Here is a 17188-nt window from a genome sequence, read left to right as displayed (position 1 = left end):
GCTCCCTCTTTCATTCGGTCGGACAATGGACCTGAGTTCGTTGCCCAAGCGGTTCGGGATTGGATCACGGCTGTCGGTGCAAAGACGGCATTCATAGAGCCAGGTTCGCCCTGGGAGAATGGGTATTGCGAAAGCTTCAACGGGCGGATGCGGGATGAACTGCTCAATGGGGAAATCTTCTATAGCCTGCGTGAGGCTCAAATCCTGATCGAGCAATGGAGGAAACACTACAACACCAAGAGACCACACAGTGCATTGGGCTATCGGCCGCCGGCTCCCGAAACCATCATCCCAATGGAAACCAGCCCGATCATGCACTAACAATTACCTTGGACCAATCAGATCGGGCTGCTCAGCACTGCTGACTTTGAACGCGCGGAAACTCATTCACTAGTTCTGACGTCTTGCCGGCTCCAGCCGTTCGCGACACACGAAGCATTGCAGCGTGGCTGAGGCTTCAACATCGAGACCAGCCGATGGCTGTTCAGCATGCGCCGAAGTCACATAAACACCTGGATTTGTTTGAAGAACTGGTGCCGCTGAAGGGACTCGAACCCCCGACCCCATCATTACGAAAACCAAGCCGTTTTCAGGTCGCCCAAACACTTGAAAGGGCTGTCACAATGGCTTCGATAAGAAAGCGCGCCAATGGGAAATTTTGCGTCCAGATCAGGATAACTGGGCACCCGCATATATCAAAAACATTCAACAACATTGACGATGCAAAAGCTTGGGCGGAATGCGAGGAAACCCGGCTGGCTTCAACCCCTGTAGATAAGTCGGAAAAGACTGAGACACTGCTCTCAATCGCTAGGAAGTATTGCGACATGCAGCTTCATGGAAAGCCATCCTGCCATTTGATGCTACAAAGGCTTGAGCGTATCGCGAAACATTTCCCACAAGAGTTTATTTCAATTTCGCGTATGGATGTGAACGCTTACAAATCAAGAAGATTGCTAGAGGTCAGCGGACCAACCGTTCGAGAAGAAATCCAGGCTATCAACAAGCTGTTCCGTTGGGCCGAGCGAGAAATGATATTTGGCGATATTGCCATACGCTCACCGGCTCAGAACATCGCTTTGCCGCCCTCGTCAAAGCCCCTCAATCGGGTAGTTGAACGGCATGAGCTCGAAGCCTTGCTTGCAGAAATCAACCCTCTAATGCGGGAGATTGTCGAGATTGCTTATGAAACGGCCATGCGGCGAAGTGAAATCATAAAGCTGACACCGCGCCACCTAGACTTGGATAACAGAGTACTGCTGGTCGAGAATGGAAAAACCGGTGATCGCACTGTACCACTCACAAGGCGGGCAATAGCTCTACTGAGAGGCGCGCAGGAGCGCTGTAGGACGCCCGAAACGCGACTGTACCCCGTGGCCGCACACAGTGTCTCAAAGGCCGTCAGAAGGGCTCGGGATCGGGCTGGGCTGGATGATCACGTACGAATGCACCAACTTCGGCATACAAGGATCACAGAAGTCGCTAAGCGAGGCTTCAATCAGGCGCAGATAATGATGGTAAGTGGTCACCGCGATGTAAGAAGCGTTCAAAGATATACTCATCTTTGCGTGAAAGATGTTTTAGATTTTCTCGAATGAAAAGATAATGGATCAAAGGGGTCGGCGTGCCTAACCTTTCCGGAAGACCATGGTTCAAAGCGGTTATTTGAAAGCCTCGCCTCAATCGAGACATTTCACGATCTCAATGATTGTGTTTTGTCATGTTAGGTTTGGTGAGGCGCCATTTATCCCAAAATGCCTCGAGGTAAAAAGTAGTCATCAGTCAATAGCATCATAGCCTTTGAAAGAAAGAGTACGTTAACTCAAGTATCGCAATGGATTCTCGAGCTGGTTTTACTCGGCAACATTCTGGAAGTTCGGCTGGTATCTGTGAAAGCGAGCATATGCTCTGATTGTATCTTCATCGACGAACGGCAATTCGGTACAAACGACATCTGGATCGTCGATGCGGGCATCTGCTGTTGCACGCTCCCTTGGGGAAAGTAGGTCTGCGTTGATCATCAACACGTCGGACCAATCGGCTGGCGCCCAATCCCACGAGGCAGGAATATTCAGTGGTTGATCTTCCTTTTCACATCGCACTGTCACCGTAATCATGGTGGATTCGTCCCCGTAACGGGTCAATAGTAGAGGCACAAACTGAACATTCCCGTCTACACGTGCATTTGCCATTGGACATGCGCGTCCAATGCATTGAACGAGCTCGTTAGCTATTTCAGCTTTGTCGAGTGCAGTGGTTTTTGGATTTGAATATGGTGCCAATGCTTCTCTAAACGCTGCTGCCACTTTAATATGAACAGGCTCTTCTTCCATCCCCTCTGGAACAAGATGGTCCCGAAGTTGCTTAAAAAAATAGTGCCCTGCATCCATTGTAATTCTGCAGACGTCACCTGGGGCGAGCTTTCTGAGGACTGCTACAAAATCGTCCAGCTGGTCTTTGCGGCTTCCCGTACCTGTAAAATCGAGCCAGACGATCAAGCGCTGAGCTTCTGCCTTTTCCACAACAGCATCAAGGCGATCAGCGAGTTCCGTGGACATGTGGTGCCCAAATTGGATGTTGGGAAGGGGTTGATTAAACTTCTGACGTTCAACCACTCGTTCATCACCATCGAAAGTATAGAACGCTTTGATGCCCGATCTTCGATATATCGCCTGAATGTCGATTAAGTGTTCTCCGGCCATTGAGGCATACATCCAGCCGTCTCGTCCATTTTGCGCAACGATTTGGGCCACGAGCTCCGCAAACAGTTCGCGATCAACATATTTGGCCGGGCGAAGCCGATATGGGAGTCCAGACGCGCTCACTCGCTATCATAACGCCTCAGAGCGTCCCTCCATACAGCTTCACCGATTTCGCTGGGCTTCGCTCCGGGATCTTCCAACAACTCTGCTCCAAGGCGCCGGGCTTCGCTCTGAGGACGTTCGAATCTCACCCAAACACTGTCAGATTTTCCTTGGGGTTTTGGGAGCTCGGGAACAAATCGCTTTGCACCCGGCAGGTTTCTAACGTTGGTTGCTTCTTTTCTTGTAATCAGCGCGGCAACGACGCTTCTCGCATCTACTGCGGGCGCGTTGTCTATCTGCTCATTAAGTTTTTCTTCCTGCCTCTTCCATTTGTTCGTTAAGGAGATGAACGCTTTCAGGCCGGTCATGGTTTCATTGCGAGCCATATTGTAGAGAGCTGTATGTGTGTCCAGGTCCCTCTTGGTGGTTGAAATCGGCAGCAACGATGCATCGTCGCTCTTGAAGCTTATTTGCCCTCCAATCGCACGAAACTGTGGATGGTATTTGGGCACTCCGCCCACTCCCCAGCCAGTAAGGTCTGTGGTGTCATTCACCAATACCACACGATCATTGCAGATAACCGTGATCCCAGATTTCTGGGTTTGCTTTTCTTCTAGAAGTGAGCGAGGTCCATCGATTTCGGTTTCATCTTGAATTTCAGATTCTTTCGCCAACCGCCGAAACACACCTACGGAGACAGTGACTTCAACACGATTGACGTTCGCAGAAAACGCAAACGGGACAATGCCCCCAGTAGTAGCATTCTTGAGGAGTACGCTTTGGGGAACAACGTCGACGCCATTCACAGTAATGCAGAAACCAAGCTCCATGATGTAGGCAAAATGCAGCCCAAGCTTCGACCGTAAGTTATTTAGGGCGGCCTCCTTCTTGAATTGGTCAGCTACGTCAGGGAGGAGATCATCCACGATGATCTTCACTCCATCAGGCTCTGAGTCGGGGTTAATTTCGGAGACTTCTAATTCCCAATCTTTCTTATCAAACCATCCCCGCGGGTAGCTGACGCGGCGTCTAAAACCGGGATGTCGTGTTTCTACGTTCCCGTTTCGCCCAATCTTGAAAATGGCGCGTTTCATCCCGATTCCGTAGACACCGATCGTCGGAATGTCGTCGTCCAGATCCACGGATGGCCGACCAAGATGAAAGGCACCTTCGAAATACTTTTCCGGAATACCCCCACAGTTATCTGAAATGCAGAAGCGGGTAGCGTCGATCTCAAGGCGACACCACATACCTTTGTAGCGTTCCTCATCTGGTGTTCTTTCGCGGCGTGCTCTCCGCATAGCACCATCAACACTGTTGTCTACGAGATCGAGAATGGCATCATCCAATTCGATGTCTCTCGGCAGCATCTCTACAAAAAAACGCTTGGTCGGCGATCCGTCTAACCTTAGGACATCGGCCATATGAATTCTCCTCTTGATTGTATTTCTGCCCTTTTCAATGAGATGTTCAACCCCGAAAACAGCGATCGACAAAGAAAACGGCTCTCGCTATTCTGCATTGGCGGGATTAGAGGATAGCCATATGAACGCATGTGTTGATTTATTTTGTGGATGCGGCGGCTTGAGCCTCGGCGCTTCGGCCGCAGGGTTTGAACCACGCGTAGCTGTCGACGTGGATTCGGTATTGTCATCGTCCTATGAGCGCAACCATAAGCGCGGGAAGTTGCTTGTAGCTGACCTCTTTGAGCTTGAGCCCAGCATCTTGCTTGAGCATCTTGGATCTGCACCTTTTGGGGTCTTTGGAGGACCACCGTGCCAAGGCTTCAGCTCAATAGGTAGACGGATTCCGAATGATCCAAGAAATGACCTGATCCTCCGGTTTTTTCACTTCGTTTCGGAACTTCGCCCAGCATTCTTTATCATGGAAAATGTTCCTGGGTTGCTCAATGCGCGCAACCGCCCATTGCTGGATGATGGACTTAGAAAGCTTCCACGAGACTTTGTCATTCTAGAGCCCAAGATTGTCGATGCAAGCAAGTTTGGAGCAGCGACACGTCGACGTCGAGTATTCGTCGTCGGCGCAGATACATCTCAAATCGCGCCTTTTCCTTCGTCACTTCTTGATCCTCCAGAAACGGACGAAATCACGGTCCAAGATGCAATTGGAGGCCTTCCGCCCCCTGGTAAAAAAGACAAATGCAAGATAACTTTAGATCCTTTCGGGGAGCGTCTAGATTTGATGTTTTCACCTCACGACATGGATTATCGGGAGAAGGGTGTTTCAGGCTTCCAGTGCACTACACACCGTTTAGAAATACAGGAGCGCTTTTCAAAGGTTCCTCAAGGCGGCAAAGACACAAAAAGTAGATATCCCCGCTTAGCTTGGGACAAGCCGGCACCCACTCTGCGGGCTGGAACCGGATCAGACCGGGGCTCTTTTCAAGCTGCTCGGCCGATCCACCCCGTCGAACCTAGAGTTATAAGCGTGCGGGAAGCAGCGCGCATTCAAGGTTTTCCTGATTGGTTCGAGTTTCATGATACGAAATGGCACAGTCATAGGATGATTGGCAACAGTGTCAGTCCAATCGTGTCACGGGCGATATTTTCCAGGATCGCGAACCATGTCTCGGGATGTAGCGGCTAATCTTGTGATTGGTGTTTTCCGAGCGGAAAAAGTTTTCAACAGAGTGTAAAGTACAGCACTAGATGCGAGGAATGGCGGTGTTGTTCACCTTTCAGGGAAACGGAAAACTGCTAAAACTGGTCTGACTGATCTTCTCCCAGACAGAACAGCTGCTTTCTAACTGTGTGGACACTGCCCATTTTTTTTTATCAATACATTTCAAATGTTTAAAATACTTCGATGCAAGTCCAACGGATGGGCGTCAAGCTTGCAAAAAAACCCAATGTTGACTGTGCCACCGACAGTACCAATTCCAGTATTTTTTGTCAGAAAATCCGGAGCTGCGTTTGGGTAATAGGCAAGACAGTACCCCCCCCCCTTCCCCGGGGGAGGATAGTGAGCCGAAAATTTCTCTAAGCCATATCGACTTCATAGCACATGCTATACAAAATATCTAAAATTCAGTAGTTTAAATGAATTTGTCACACAAGAACTCTGTGACATGAAAGCCCCTCCCATCCCACGATTAAAGTCTGCTGAAGAATAAAATCGGATACCACTTCAAGAGTCAGAAATCTTCTTCTCAAGAATCAGAAGAATTCCACACGCAGTTGACTTTCCCATCAGTGGCAGACGTCGACATATCGCTAGCCAAGAAGGTAAAAACTTGATTTTGCAATGACTCAGGTTCATTTTTGTCACTTATCGACATCGACGCGACGGGGTGCATCATGATTGACGCTAAGAGTATTTTAACTGCCGCAGTTTTGCTCGTTGGCAGTGCGTCTGTGGGCCTGGCGGCGAGCTACAAATTGGCATTTACGGCCGATGACTACGTATTCGACTGGGATTTAAACGAAAATACGACCGGCGTGGATACGGTCAGCATTCTTGGGGAAATCGTTACCGACGGAACCTTAGGGACTCTAGCGGTTTCAAATATTCTTTCGTGGTCGTTTCAGTATGAGGACAGAAACGGAACTGTATCTTTCTCAAGTGTTGGCGATGTCGACCCCAATGCTATTACTGGAATAGGTTTCTACAACAGCAGTCTCGTTGCCACCGAAGCTACTCTGTCGTTTCAAGACGAAGTGCTTTTCTTTGAGCGCTGCGAAAGTGAGGACTGTCGGACGTTCTTCAATGGCTTCTTCTTTATCACGAAGCAGCCTGGCGGGACCTTCGACATTTTTGGAGGAGATGGCCATTACGCTAATCGGTCAGTCATTTCTGGCATAGAAACAGGTCTGCAGTTTCAAGAGGTGAATGTTAAGCCGGGTGTGATAGCCAGTGCTCCAATCCCACTCCCCGCAGGGCTTCTGCTGCTCATATCCAGCCTCGGATTTATTGGAGTGATCAATCGTAAACGCCAGAGCATACTTTGAGGTTGTTGTCCTAAAGCTTGGGGGATCCTTTTGTTTCAAAAGCTTTCTAGCAGCGTTGGATCCGGAAAAACGCAAGCTGTTCTGGAGTATATTAGAGAAAACCTCGGGCACGGGTTCATCTACGTTGCGCCTACCAAGCAGCTTTGCAGCGAGATCTACAAAAGGCTGCTCAAAGAACTTCATGCGCACCCTGAATATGTGAACTACGGGCCCCTTTGTCTGATCACATCAGACAATGTCAAACCCGGTGCCGTTTATGGAAAAGCGCTTGAAGCCTGTCGCAACTATAACCCAGACGTTCCACCTATCGTGATTGTGACTACGAAGACATTTGAGTTTCTGTTGGAGCAACTGCTGCCTCACGAGAAGAACAGGTTTGAGGCTTTCGTGGACGAAGGGCTTCCGGCAATCCAGCAGGAAAGCTTTAGCCCGGGCGACAAGGAGCAATTCCTACAGTATCTGCAAGTAGACGAGACCGGACTTGCTTCCGCGTCGCCAGGCAAGAAGGAAATTTTGGAATGGGTCGCGCGAGCACCGAAAAAGCTCAAGGGACAAAATCTTGAGCATTTGGCCGTCAGCGCTTTCCGGAGTATTTGTGAACTTATCGTTTCAGATAATTATGATGTCTTCGTAACTGAAACAGACAAGAGCATCGAAGTACTCGGACTATTTTCTCCCGAACCACTCAAGCACTTCAAACGCATTACTCTGATAGTAGCGATTTTTGAAAGAACTCTCCTTCCCATACTATGGGAAAAGCGCCATGGCATAGAATTCGACGACTTCCCAAATCAGGACGGGCTTTTTAACGCGCACACATCCAAGGGCGCTTTGATGACCATATGGCATGTGCTTCGTGAAGGAGACCATCCGAGCAAGCGCAACCTTTCAAGGAATGCGGAAACGACGGAGATAAATGAAAAAGAAGAGTCTAAACAGATAATTTCAAAGATAGCACACTATGTAGAGGAACATTTCGCCGGACGTGAATACTGCTGGGCGGCCAACGACAGCTTCAGGAATGAAGAGAAAATCCTCTCTGGAGTAAGAATGCCAGTTAGGAGCGCTGGTCTCGACCACTTTCGCCAGCACGATGGAGTTGTGAGCCTAGAGTGCATAAACCCTCAACCGTGGGTCAAGAATAGGCTGCAGGAACTCTTGGGGCTCGAGGACGATTACCTATATGAGCTTTGGCGCTTTTCAAACACTTACCAAACCGTCGGTCGTTGCTCGCTACGTGTGCGGGAAAACACCCAGCCAATCGAAGTTGTGGTTGTTTCATCTTCATGTGCCAAACTGTTGGCAGAGCTTTTCGAAGGATCGAAGATCGCTGGCCAACTTGGAAACCTACCACGACTGACCGGATTGACGCCGAAGGAAAAAGCTCAGAACCTACATGGTATCTCGTATACTCCGGCAGACAATTCTGCTTACTCAAAATACAAGGTAAGGCAGATAAACAAGGGGCTTGAAGTCTTATCAAAAGATATTTGGTTTCACGAAATCAGAAAGAAAAACGTAGGAGAATAGGGGTAACATATGACGTTAATATATAGGCCCGATATTACCCCTTGAGGTAGCCTGGCAGCAGCTTCATCAATTCATTCTACGGTTGGTACTATCATCTCTTCTCTTTCTTCGTTTCAAGTTCTCTATGCTGCCGGCAGGCGTCACACAATGGTACCCGTTACCCATCCCAGCGTTATTCAATGTTCTTTCTTGGGTTTTCTGCCGGAAAATTCTCAGACGCTTTTTCGCATTCTCCTAACGGACCGGACTAGCTTTCCCAAGCCATCCTTTTCTCGGAATGGTGCGCCCTAAGAATTTTTTGGCTTATCTCCGGAAGGGTTTTCAGTGCACTTTTCGCCAGCCTGCCAACTTTACTCTCACCGGTTGGGGTGTTTCAACGCTTGCGGATGTATCCCTAGTTTCGGGTTCGTCGTCACGCCTGATCTTTATGCGAATTTTGCCGGAGCGCGGTACTCCTGCGATTGACAGCGTGTCGCCGGCACTTGCGCCAAGCGCGCGCAACGCCTTCGTCATATGCGTAATACGATATTCGTCGCGGGTGCCTCGGTCCGAATGGTACTTATTGTTGTAGTAAATATAGCGGAATTTCCATTCGATACCCGCGTCATCGGTTGCAACCAGCCAAGCATCGGGGTTCTTTACTGAAGGGTCTAGTTCAGGAAGGAATGCAAGGAGGTCTTTCTGGCTTTTAGGTATATGGATGCCGGCCTGATGGGAGTTCGTCTCCCCCACGTCGTTTGCCGTCAGTTCTTTCTCGAAGGTCTCTTCGGCACTCATTCAGTTCCTCCTGGGCGTATCAAAAGTGCTTTTTTCAGGTCCTCTTCATCGCGCGTCGAAACGGGGACTGCCTCATTGCCTATGGCTGTTCGCCACTCTGAGCGATCTAACATAACCCTCTCCACCGTATCTTCGTAGAACAGTCGATAGACGTATACTGGTTCCTTCTGTCCCCGCCGGTGAGCCCTTGCACTTGCCTGTTTCTCGAGCGCGGGATTCCATGACAGGGTGTAGTGAATCACAATCGTAGCTGCCGTGATGTTCAACCCTGCTCCCGCTGCCTTTGGGTTCATCACGAGGCATCCCGGGCCTTCGTATTCACTAAATTCATCAACAATCTTTTGCCTTTCACTCGGAGGCGTGCTTCCGTTGATTGCACCCCAGTATGCTGAGGGAACCTGACGGTCAGCCGCCTCACGAATTATCTCGCCGCATCGGTTGAAAATTGCGAATATCAAGACCTTTTTTCCGGCTGCGAAGGCGTCTTTCAAAATCGCAATCGTCCGCTCGATCTTTGGCGTCCAGAGGTCTACTTCAGGCAAGCGAACCAGTGTTGTCTCTTCGTCGTCAGCGTTCCCGCCCTCACCCTGAAGCCAAGGATGCGCACAAAACAGTTGGAGCTGCCCGGTCGCCACAAGTGCCCCGGCAGTTGGATACTTTGCCAGTGTATCATCCAGAACGGCATCATATAGCGCAGCCAGCCTCGCGCCGAGTTCAATTGGTATGTCGATGTCAATCCGATCAGGGAGATCAGACGCGACATCTTTGACTTCCCGCCGAAGAACAATCGGATCTGTCAGGCCGGCGAGTTCGCGTGCTGATTCCTCCGTGTTCGGAAATTCTTTCTCAAACGCATCTCTGTCACGAAGCAGACCTGGGATGGCGAGATCTACCAGTGACCACAGATCAAGAAGCGAAGTCTCGATCGGCGTGCCCGTCATCGGAATGGTTCGTTGTCGGGGAAGTTTCGCAATACTCTTGCGTCTTCCAGAGTCCGGGTTTTTCAGTGCCTGTGCTTCATCGCAGATCAGCCAGGACCACTCAACACCTTCAAATATCGAGACATCGTTTACGACGGTATCATAGGTTGACAGGACAACCTGTGCCCGTTTCAGCCCGCTACTGACACCCGCCCTCTTAGGACCTCGGTGAATAAGAATCGAGAGCGTCGGGGCAAAACGGAAAATCTCTGAACGCCAGTTTGCGATTAGGCTCGTAGGACAGATTATCAGGGCTGGATGCTGCTTCGACGGTTTCTGTAACATGAGCAGCGCGATTATCTGAATAGTTTTCCCAAGCCCCATTTCGTCAGCCAATAGAATCCCGCCAGTGTGGGAGATGGTCCGGTTCATCCAGCTCACTCCCTTTGCCTGATAAGGAAACAGAGACGCATTTAAACCCTCTATGGGCTGGTCAACAACTTCCCCATCGGCAGCTACTTTAGCTGGGCGGAACACGCTGTCATCAGCATGTATAGAAATTGCCTGTTCCGCATCTCTCATGAGTGCAACAACCTCGGCAAATGTCAGGTTCTCAGGATCGCGACTACCGATCGCTTTTCGGAAAAAGTCCGGAGCATCATGCGGGAGCGGCCGGATGGTGAATCCATCTGCGACCCAGTTAGCGTCTGGACTAATGGCCCTCCATATTTTCTTTTCGCCTTTTACGATTTTTGTGCCGGCTAGAACTGCGTGGAAACGCTCGCCCACCTTCTCCAGACGAAGCTCAGGTTCAATCAGACGCTGCGAGATCTCATAACCTTCCGGCGGAGAGACTGAGAGCTCCCGGAAATGGCGTGGAAATTGTGCCAAGTATTCATCCATGAGTATGCATCATCTCAAGGATCTGTTCGGGTTTCCACGGAACCGGACGACGGGTGTGTACGGCACGGTGACAGTTTGGGCAAAGTGGGATCAGGTCAGTTGTCGGGTCATAGACGCGGGGTTCGTCGGACAAAGCGAGTGGTTGAACGTGATGGACTTCGAGAATCCCGCCGGCTTTTCCATAAGTCATTTTGGGATTGGTTTTACATATCTGACAGGATTCACCGTGAATACGCAGGCACAGTAGCCTGTTTCGAGGATTGCGCTCTCTTTTCCGAATCTGGCGGATAGAGACAGCACCTTCCATAGCTGCCTCTGGGCCAATCTCTTCAACTTCCACAACTGGGTCGTAACCATACAACTCGGCCATAGCCGCAAGCATGGGAGTCACCAGTTCCCGACAGGTCTCAACTAGTACATCATCATCATACCGTCTCTTCAGCCCACGCTTTTCCGCTGTGATCGTAAACTGTCCGTCAGTGAGCTTCCATGAGGTCAGGCTTTGTTGGCCTTCTATGGTAACGGAGATGGACACATCTTTCTTTATGGATGCAATCAGCGCTCTTGCGAGCTGAACTTCTTCATCGCTTGCTTTCTGCATCTGTCTAATGGTGTCTGCAGCAAAATTGCCAAATGACAGGTGTGCAACAAAACCGTTCAGGCCTTTGGGGCGAAGAGTGACTGCAGGGCTGTGCGACCGTTTCAAGTCTAGGAAGGACAAGACAAGACCAGACTGAATGCCGTTAGCATCCTCTTCCATCCTAATCTGGGCGCCAGTACCTGCGGTCACCTCATCCAGAATTAGGCGCTTCTTACGTGCGAGCATTTATCAGTCCTGTAAGTCTACTTCCGACATATCCTCTTCATCAGGAAGCGGTACGTCACGTAGGAGCTTCCGGAGATTGCTGGAAATCTCGTCACGCATATCTTCGAAGATATCCTCGAGCTCTGAATTCGAGTTGTTCTGTTCGGCGACAGCGAACGCCCATAGTAGAAGATCCATACCCTCGACCGCATAACCGCTCGCAGCAGCACGCTGATAGATCTTCTGATAAAAATCGTGATGTTTATTGATGCTGACCCCAGGAACGAGGGTGCCATCGTCGTTCCTCCGCATCGCTGGTTCCCAAAGATGTCCACTAGTAATTTTCTCGGATGCCTCAACGTGGATGTTGTCCGGGTCAACACTCATGTCGACATGCACTCGGAGCTTAATCCCTATACCTCTGTTGTTATCGAGGGTTACCGAGGTGCCAGAAGAATCTGCAGACTGAATTGCGGGTTTCTTTGTATTCGGTGTTCCGCCTATTGCTTTGTTAGAGCTCTTATGATCGACGCCACGCTCAACTATCGCCGCACGTTCTTTTCGGCGATACCTGTTTCCTGCTTCTCTGTAGGTCGGTGCCAACAACTCTTTTAAAGCCTCTTCAAGGGCCGGATCGAAGCGGATTTTCGATTTGTCGACCGGCACATGAAACGCATCGTCGAGCTTGTGGTCAAAGTCGAACTCAATTCGCAGTAGCGAGTAGTGTGGCTCAACAGCACCGAATACGCCTAGCCAGCCCCCCTGCTGGATCAATCGTCCTTCGCGGTGAATATAGAAACCCTGACCCCGGTTTGTGATCTTGGCGATCTTCTTCTCTTCGTCCGTCAGATCCCTGCTATTGGGAAGAATCCAAGCGCGAATATGCGCAGTCTCGATCTCTCCTTCTTCGGTTTCGATGTGAAGGATTTGATGGACTTCTGGAAGCACCTGCTCTGCCTTCTCGGGGTAGAACGGGTTCCACGGAGCAACTGTCTCACCGTTGACTGTAATCGTGACATTGCGTTGCCGCGTATCCTCAGGGTCAAGGAACCGATAATAAATGACGGCTACATGCTCTTTCAGTCGCCTCGCGAGTTGAGCAATGGCATTGCGCTCTTTTGCACCACCAGGCTCATCGTATTCTCGAGCGAGTATCCGATCGCATTTTTCCCAAATGACGAGAGTCCCACTGTCGCCACACAGTTCTTCGAAGATCTCCTTCTCATCGCTGGAAATAGGCTCGCGGATCATCTCCCATCTGTTGCACTCTGCTACATGGTCGAGATCCCATGTGAGTTTCTCTAAAGAAGCATCCTCGGTCTTTCGAGAGATAACAGAATACTTCCGACAAACTGAGCTCGAGGCAGTCTTTAGACCAAGACCAAACTTTCCGAGACTGGCAAGGTTTGCGCGAACAGGAGCGCCGTAGCGCATTGCGTCGAAAAGCTCGTCGTAATCCATTCCGGTGCCGTTATCACCAAAGAAAACGAACTTTCGTCCGTCTTCCATGATCTCGATCTGCACATGGACCTGGGTTGCATCCGCCGCAATAGAATTGTCGATAATATCCGCCGCCGCGGTGTTAAAGCTATAACCCGTGTCTCGAAGACCAAAAATTAGTCTGGTTGCATCAGGTTGGTTGATAAGATCTGACATCTGTCCTCTCTGCTTGGCCATCCGGTGCGATGTTTACATAAGCACAACTAAAACGTTTGGGGAGTATTGGACAGAGCTCGCCTTGGTTCAAGTTGTTCAGACCAACGGTTTTGCTACCAGAAGCTCGAGCAATGTATATGTTAGATGAAGGAACCTGAGGGACGGAAAGACAAATTTGAGCAAGTTACGTCAAGCAGCATTCTCAGTTTCTGCGATACATGTAGCAATTCATCCAAATTTGCATAACACGTCAAAATGGTACGACCGAATACCACGAGATCTGACAAGGTAGAGACGAGGCACTTTGTTGCGAAAGTTTGTGCTTCGTCGATATGTTCTGCCGTTCAATGGCGATACAGTGAACACTAAGATGAACTTCTTAGTTCAAGAAAGCTTTCTTTGGAAAGCAGCCAGCGCTCGAGAGAATCGATTAACTCGACAGTATCTACCTTCCCAGGTGCACGTAGACTGCACTCCCAAACAATAGCCACGCGCCAGCCGAGCTCCCTCTGAGCTTGTAGGTTCCTCTTGTCTCTATCCCGATTTGCGTCAATTTTATCTCGCCAGAAGTTTCGGCGTGTTTCCGGCAATCGGAACAGTTCGCAATCATGGCCGTGGAAGAAACAGCCACGGATATCGATCAAAGCACTGTGTCTCCGCAGGACAATATCCGGTGCTCCGGGAACACTTCGATCATGCAGGCGAAAGCGGAAGCCACGCGCATGAAGCCCTCGGCGTATAACCATTTCTGGCTTTGTGTTTTTCGACTTGATTGCAGCCATGTTCCGACTGCGGGTCTTTTCGTCGTGTACGTCAGCCAGCAAGAGTCTCCTTCGCATCAATATTGGCCGCAATATGCGGCGCCATGATACGCGCGACCTCTTTGAATACAGGTACCGCCACACTATTACCAAACTGGCGATATGCCTGCGTGTCGGAAACAGGGATTCTGAAATCGTCGGAATAACCCATGAGGCGTGCACACTCCCGAGGGGTCAAACGTCTCGGATTTTTCCCCGCCCCCTGATCAATGAGTATTTCAGATCCGTCTTTGTGATATCGGGCGGAAAGAGTTCGCGCGACATCGCCAGGCCCAAAGACACTGCAGCCGAAACCATTACCTGCTTTCGCATGCTTTTCTTTGTAGTCTTGCAGGTACTGCCAGAGATGGTTTGAAAGCGTATACTTCGGGTTAACCAAGCCGATGTCACCCAAGGTGAAGGGGTATTCTGGCTCTTCGCTACCATCCTCCGGGTGGAGAATTGCTGAGAGTTTGGAAGAACCCTTTTGCGGCAGCTCCAGATCTACAAAGTCGAAACCTGTGTCTTTCAGGAAGCCAGCGAGAACGATCCGCTGGCGATGCTGTGGCAAGAAGTGTTGCGCATCAATTATCTCCGATTTCACCGTGTACCCAAGTTCCTCCAGGGATCCCATGATGACTTTGAAAGTCTTACCCTTGTCATGGCTCCTGAGGTTTTTAACGTTCTCCAGCAAAAATGCCTCTGGGCGATGATGCTTCAGTATTCTTACAACATCAAAGAAAAGTGTTCCTTGGGTTTCATCAAGGAAGCCATGAGCACGCCCCAAGGCATTTTTCTTGGAAACTCCTGCAAGGCTAAACGGTTGGCAGGGAAACCCAGCGCAAAGAACATTATGTTCCGGTACATCCGCAGCATCTATACACTGAATATCGCCATTAATCGGTCGATTATCTTTGTAGTTCGCTTCGTATGTCTGCCGGGCAAACTTGTCCCATTCAGAGGTAAACACACAGCGACCGCCAATGCCCTCCATTGCCTGCCGCAGCCCGCCAATACCAGCGAACAGGTCAATGAATGCGAAGCCTTTGGTCATGTGCTCTTCCTTTTTCGTCACAGCGTATATCGACACTCCTGTTCGGTCCAGGCAGAAGTGCCCGCGCGTTTTAGAAATGACTGATTGAGGTGGCAATCCAGAGTGTTTTTTCTATCCTGTCGTTAGTTATTCCAAGCAGAGTATGTTGAAAATCCAGCGCAATTAGCAGTAAAAGTTTACATTCTTACGGACGGTCTGAAGTGGGGTCTGCCGTGTTTGAACACGAGTAATTCTAGTGGCCTTCCGTCTGTGCGTAGGGAAGCTGTTCATGTATTTCACTATCTCCGGCTCTTGAAACTCTCGGAAGCTTGCCCGCAGAACGCGAAGAAGTTTTTCAACCGCGAAAGTCCAATTTTTTGAAGTAATTCGCGGTTTCTGCCCTCAGCTGGTAGAGCACGGTCATGCGCACACGCGCACAGGTCAAGCGCAGCGCGGACCATTCGTATTGATGGGCCACGGTCTGCAATTGTGACAAAAGTTGTGACTAAGCAGGAAATCAGTTAACATTACCCCAGTAGAAACCTGGGTAAGGCCCTAGGACTTCTTGGTTTTTTGTGGTGCCGCTGAAGGGACTCGAACCCCCGACCCCATCATTACGAATGACGTGCTCTACCAGCTGAGCTACAGCGGCTTCCTGGACCCTACTATGGCCCTACTAGTTCTCCTCGCGTGCCTCGAACTCTTTGGTTTTGCAAGTCATTCGAGCGGGGACCCGCTAATTACGAATGACGTGCTCTACCAGCTGAGCTACAGCGGCGCTCGCGCGGCTTTTATCGGCAAGGCCTGTGGCGTTCAAGCGCAAAGATTATAGATCGTAACGGCCCAGAACGCGGTCGACGCGCGTGCCATCCGCGAGGGTGACATCGGTTTGCCTGCCATATGTTTCAAAGCCGCGCGATTGGTAATATGCCAGCCCGCCCGCGTTGTCGGCGCGGATGGTGGCGTTGATCCAGCGGTATCCCAATTGCCTTGCCGCCGCGCAGGTTTCGCGGAACAGCGATGACCCGATTCCAAGCTGCGTGCGACCGATCTGGACAAAGGTCGCGATATCGGCGGCTTCGGGCGGCAAGGCATCGTTCGGGGCGATCCATTGAAAGCCAAGAACCGCGCCGGCGTCATCCTCGGCGAGGTGCCATGCGTTCCGTCCGGCGTGGGCAGCCATCTTGGTTGCCAGATCCGAACGGGTCACGGGCTGCGTCAAGGCTGTCGTGCCGCCCTGTGCAATGATCGCGTTCAAAAGCTCGGCCATGGGCCCGGCATCCATGCCACCGGCGCGGCGAATATGTATCAAGCGGTTTGCTCCAGCAGGGCCACGTGGCGGGCTGTGAAATCCGCGCGTACATCTACAGGCGGGCGCAAGCGTATGTTCAACCCGGCGATCAGGTCGGGCGAAGGCTTGCCGAAAAACCGGCTTGCCTCGGCTTCCGCGAAACCGGCGATCTGGGTCGCTTCCATCCAGGCGCTGATGCGGTCGGCCTTCTTGATCTGTTTTTTCAATGCGGCCGGGGTCACTGCGGGCAGGCCGAACCGGATGTGAATCGCTGCGGACAGTCGCTTGTCCAGTTCTTCGTACCCCGGTCCGACAGCGGCCTTCACCGGTGAAATCATGTCGCCGATAACGTATTCGGGCGCATCGTGCAAAAGCGCCGTCAGACGTGATACCGGCGTGGCCCCCGGCACCAGCCGGGAAAACAGTTCCTCGACCAGAAGGGAATGCTCGGCCACCGAATAGGCATAGTCGCCCTGGGTCTGACCATTCCACCGCGCAACAAAGGCCAGGCCATGGGCGATATCCTCGATCTCGATATCCATCGGCGTGGGGTCCAATAGGTCCAGCCGGCGGCCTGAAAGCATGCGTTGCCATGCGCTGGGGGGCTTCATCGGAAACAATCGTCCTTCGATTGAGCAGATAACGCTTCACTAACCCTGCTCCAAGGCCCTGTAAACCGGACAGCGTTGCCCTGCCCGGGC

The 17188-nt window shown here is 50.9% G+C and carries 15 protein-coding genes and 1 tRNA gene; 5 read left to right on the top strand and 11 right to left on the bottom strand.

Going from position 1 to position 17188, the window contains the following annotated elements; translation table 11 throughout:
• A partial coding sequence (locus tag BLT50_RS11750; protein ID WP_139170487.1) for an integrase core domain-containing protein occupies positions 1–321 on the top strand: 321 nt, incomplete at its 5' end.
• A 155-nt stretch (positions 322–476) separates the two neighbouring features.
• A complete protein-coding gene (locus tag BLT50_RS19455; protein ID WP_217629233.1) occupies positions 477–1598 on the top strand; it encodes a tyrosine-type recombinase/integrase in 1122 nt (373 codons plus the stop codon).
• 255 nt (positions 1599–1853) lie between these two features.
• Here BLT50_RS19455 and BLT50_RS19045 read toward each other — a convergent pair whose 3' ends face one another.
• On the bottom strand, positions 1854–2825 hold the full coding sequence (locus BLT50_RS19045) for an O-methyltransferase (RefSeq protein WP_342706705.1): 972 nt from the start codon (positions 2823–2825) through the stop codon (positions 1854–1856).
• Positions 2822–4228 carry an ATP-binding protein gene (locus BLT50_RS11735; RefSeq protein WP_090028861.1) on the bottom strand — a complete coding sequence of 469 codons (1407 nt, stop codon included), beginning with the start codon at positions 4226–4228 and terminating at the stop codon, positions 2822–2824. Before BLT50_RS11735 ends, BLT50_RS19045 begins: the two co-directional genes overlap by 4 nt.
• A 13-nt stretch (positions 4229–4241) precedes the next feature.
• Here BLT50_RS11735 and BLT50_RS11730 point away from each other — a divergent pair, with 13 nt between their 5' ends.
• From BLT50_RS11730 to BLT50_RS11720, 3 genes are all read left to right on the top strand, one after another.
• Positions 4242–5411, top strand: coding sequence for a DNA cytosine methyltransferase (locus BLT50_RS11730; protein WP_217629232.1), 1170 nt, complete (start codon positions 4242–4244; stop codon positions 5409–5411).
• Positions 5412–6121: 710 nt separating this feature from the next.
• Positions 6122–6772 carry a hypothetical protein gene (locus BLT50_RS11725; RefSeq protein ID WP_139170523.1) on the top strand — a complete coding sequence of 217 codons (651 nt, stop codon included), beginning with the start codon at positions 6122–6124 and terminating at the stop codon, positions 6770–6772.
• Positions 6773–6802: 30 nt separating this feature from the next.
• Positions 6803–8302, top strand: coding sequence for a DEAD/DEAH box helicase family protein (locus BLT50_RS11720; RefSeq protein WP_090028858.1), 1500 nt, complete (start codon positions 6803–6805; stop codon positions 8300–8302).
• A gap of 321 nt (positions 8303–8623) precedes the next feature.
• On the opposite strand, the gene BLT50_RS11715 is transcribed toward BLT50_RS11720, so the two are convergent.
• The 9 genes from BLT50_RS11715 to BLT50_RS11670 form a co-directional block, all read right to left on the bottom strand.
• The gene (locus BLT50_RS11715) at positions 8624–9079 is read right to left on the bottom strand and encodes an EcoRII N-terminal effector-binding domain-containing protein (RefSeq protein ID WP_090028857.1); all 456 of its coding nucleotides are present in this window, start codon (positions 9077–9079) and stop codon (positions 8624–8626) included.
• Positions 9076–10902, bottom strand: a complete 1827-nt coding sequence (locus BLT50_RS11710; protein WP_090028856.1) for a DEAD/DEAH box helicase — start codon at positions 10900–10902, stop codon at positions 9076–9078. The genes BLT50_RS11715 and BLT50_RS11710 overlap by 4 nt, the downstream gene beginning before the upstream one ends.
• The gene (locus BLT50_RS11705) at positions 10895–11728 is read right to left on the bottom strand and encodes an HNH endonuclease (RefSeq protein ID WP_090028855.1); all 834 of its coding nucleotides are present in this window, start codon (positions 11726–11728) and stop codon (positions 10895–10897) included. The genes BLT50_RS11710 and BLT50_RS11705 overlap by 8 nt, the downstream gene beginning before the upstream one ends.
• Positions 11729–11731: 3 nt before the next feature.
• Complete coding sequence (locus BLT50_RS11700) at positions 11732–13363, bottom strand: ATP-binding protein (RefSeq protein WP_090028896.1); 1632 nt, start codon at positions 13361–13363, stop codon at positions 11732–11734.
• Between the two features lie 365 nt (positions 13364–13728).
• Positions 13729–14145, bottom strand: coding sequence for a very short patch repair endonuclease (locus tag BLT50_RS11695; RefSeq protein WP_245723366.1), 417 nt, complete (start codon positions 14143–14145; stop codon positions 13729–13731).
• A 31-nt stretch (positions 14146–14176) separates the two neighbouring features.
• Complete coding sequence (gene dcm / locus BLT50_RS11690; RefSeq protein WP_090028894.1) at positions 14177–15217, bottom strand: DNA (cytosine-5-)-methyltransferase; 1041 nt, start codon at positions 15215–15217, stop codon at positions 14177–14179.
• A gap of 555 nt (positions 15218–15772) precedes the next feature.
• A tRNA-Thr gene (locus tag BLT50_RS11685) sits at positions 15773–15848 on the bottom strand.
• Positions 15849–16022: 174 nt separating this feature from the next.
• Positions 16023–16508, bottom strand: coding sequence for a GNAT family N-acetyltransferase (locus tag BLT50_RS11675; RefSeq protein ID WP_245723365.1), 486 nt, complete (start codon positions 16506–16508; stop codon positions 16023–16025).
• The gene (locus tag BLT50_RS11670) at positions 16505–17098 is read right to left on the bottom strand and encodes an HD domain-containing protein (RefSeq protein WP_090028852.1); all 594 of its coding nucleotides are present in this window, start codon (positions 17096–17098) and stop codon (positions 16505–16507) included. Before BLT50_RS11670 ends, BLT50_RS11675 begins: the two co-directional genes overlap by 4 nt.
• Positions 17099–17188: the final 90 nt, after the last annotated feature.

It is taken from the genome of Lutimaribacter saemankumensis (genome assembly GCF_900100005.1).
Taxonomy (GTDB): Bacteria; Pseudomonadota; Alphaproteobacteria; order Rhodobacterales; family Rhodobacteraceae; genus Lutimaribacter; species Lutimaribacter saemankumensis.
Note: the sequence above shows the minus strand (reverse complement) of the source record. Positions and strands in the feature narration are given on the sequence as shown.

What these genes read in the sequence shown, in the direction of transcription:
- BLT50_RS19455 (WP_217629233.1), top strand. Translation starts at nt 477, where the DNA reads ATGGCTGTTCAGCATGCGCCGAAGTCACATAAACACCTGGATTTGTTT.
- BLT50_RS11735 (WP_090028861.1), bottom strand. Translation starts at nt 4,228, where the DNA reads ATGGCCGATGTCCTAAGGTTAGACGGATCGCCGACCAAGCGTTTTTTT.
- BLT50_RS11725 (WP_139170523.1), top strand. Translation starts at nt 6,122, where the DNA reads ATGATTGACGCTAAGAGTATTTTAACTGCCGCAGTTTTGCTCGTTGGC.
- BLT50_RS11715 (WP_090028857.1), bottom strand. Translation starts at nt 9,079, where the DNA reads ATGAGTGCCGAAGAGACCTTCGAGAAAGAACTGACGGCAAACGACGTG.
- BLT50_RS11710 (WP_090028856.1), bottom strand. Translation starts at nt 10,902, where the DNA reads ATGGATGAATACTTGGCACAATTTCCACGCCATTTCCGGGAGCTCTCA.
- BLT50_RS11705 (WP_090028855.1), bottom strand. Translation starts at nt 11,728, where the DNA reads ATGCTCGCACGTAAGAAGCGCCTAATTCTGGATGAGGTGACCGCAGGT.
- BLT50_RS11700 (WP_090028896.1), bottom strand. Translation starts at nt 13,363, where the DNA reads ATGTCAGATCTTATCAACCAACCTGATGCAACCAGACTAATTTTTGGT.
- BLT50_RS11695 (WP_245723366.1), bottom strand. Translation starts at nt 14,145, where the DNA reads ATGGCTGCAATCAAGTCGAAAAACACAAAGCCAGAAATGGTTATACGC.
- dcm (WP_090028894.1), bottom strand. Translation starts at nt 15,217, where the DNA reads ATGACCAAAGGCTTCGCATTCATTGACCTGTTCGCTGGTATTGGCGGG.
- BLT50_RS11670 (WP_090028852.1), bottom strand. Translation starts at nt 17,098, where the DNA reads ATGAAGCCCCCCAGCGCATGGCAACGCATGCTTTCAGGCCGCCGGCTG.